This window comes from Acinetobacter sp. 243_ASPC (genome assembly GCF_001054715.1).
Taxonomy (GTDB): Bacteria; Pseudomonadota; Gammaproteobacteria; order Pseudomonadales; family Moraxellaceae; genus Acinetobacter; species Acinetobacter soli.
This window is the reverse complement of sequence record NZ_JVOR01000128.1, coordinates 1-1,510: the sequence shown is the minus strand read 5'-3', so window position 1 is coordinate 1,510 and position 1,510 is coordinate 1. Positions and strand designations below refer to the sequence as shown.

Genomic DNA, 1,510 nt, shown 5'->3' with positions numbered 1-1,510 from the left:
ACCGTAGATACCATCCCGCCATTGGCAAATGCAGTCACGGTGCTGGATCTGTACGATGATGTGGGCGCGATTCAGGGCACCATCAGCAACAGTCCAGATAGTCTGACCGATGACACCCGTCCGGCATATTCAGGAACGGCAGATGCCTCGGTAGCGATCGTGAAAGTCTACGACAATGGCGCATACCTAGGCAGTGCGACCGTGGGTACAGATGGCAAATGGAGCTTCACGCCAAGTACACCGATTGGTGCAGGACCGCACAGTTTCACCGCCAGTGGTGTGGATGCAGCAGGTAACGAAGGACCGCAAAGCGCGGCATGGCAATTCAAGGTGGTGGGTGCAGCCCCATCGGCGCCATCCATTCAGAGCGTGACAGATAATCAGGGTGATGTGACAGGAGATCTGCAGAAGAACCAGACCACAGATGACCGCACGCCGACCATCAGTGGTACCGGGCAAGTGGGTGCGGTGGTGACGGTATATGTTGACGGCACGGCAGTGGGTTCAACCACAGTGGCTTCAGACGGGACCTGGAGTGTGACCACGACGGATCTAGGTGCAGACGGCACCAAGAACCTGATTGCGAAACAGACCGATGGTGCAGGCCAGTCGAGCCCGGATTCAGGTGCTTATCCAATCGTACTGGATACCACAGCGCCAGCTACACCGACTACAGCTCCAACAGGAACAGATGATCAAGCACCTGTTATTGGACCTATTACATCAGGTGGTTCAACTAATGACAGTACCCCAACTATTGCTGGTACAGGCACAGCAGGTAATGTCATTACCATTAAAGATGGTGATACGGTACTGGGCAGCACCACCGTTGCAAGCGATGGCACCTGGAGCTTCACGCCATCGACAGGCTTGGTGGACGGACCACACAGCATTACCACGACTGCGACGGATGCGGCAGGCAACACCAGCGCGGCCAGTGATGCACTGAACTTTACGGTAGACACCACGAATGTGGTGGTAAGCATCAACAAGGCGGTCGACAATGTTGGCAGCAAGGTCGGTGACCTGGCCAACAATGCTGCAACCGATGACACCACACCAACACTGGTGGGAACAGGTACAGCGGGAGCGATCGTGACGATCAGCGTCGATGGTGGCGCGGCGGTTGGCTCAGCGGTGGTGGATAGTAGCGGTAACTGGAGCTACACCTTACCAACACAAAGCGAAGGGTCACATAGCTATACGGCCACTGCGAGCAATGCGGCAGGAACACAAGGCAGCGCGAGTTTCAATCTGACGATTGACACCACGGCACCGAGCATTCCGAGCATTGGTCTGGTGAGTGACGATGTGGGTCTGGTACAAGGTCCGCTTGGCAACGGTGCCAGCACGGATGACACCACACCGACACTCAGTGGTACAGGCGCGACACCGGGTGATGTGATCAAGGTATATGACGGCAATGATGTGGTGGGCAGTGTCACGGTAGGAGCAGATGGTCGCTGGAACTACACCATCCCGGCACCTGGCTTGACCGAAGGTCCGCACA

At 56.4% G+C, this 1,510-nt stretch carries 1 protein-coding gene; it reads left to right on the top strand.

Features of this window, described 5'->3' with window-relative positions:
- On the top strand, positions 1-1,510 hold a 1,510-nt coding region (locus ADA42_RS16380), incomplete at both ends, for an Ig-like domain-containing protein (protein WP_048766280.1).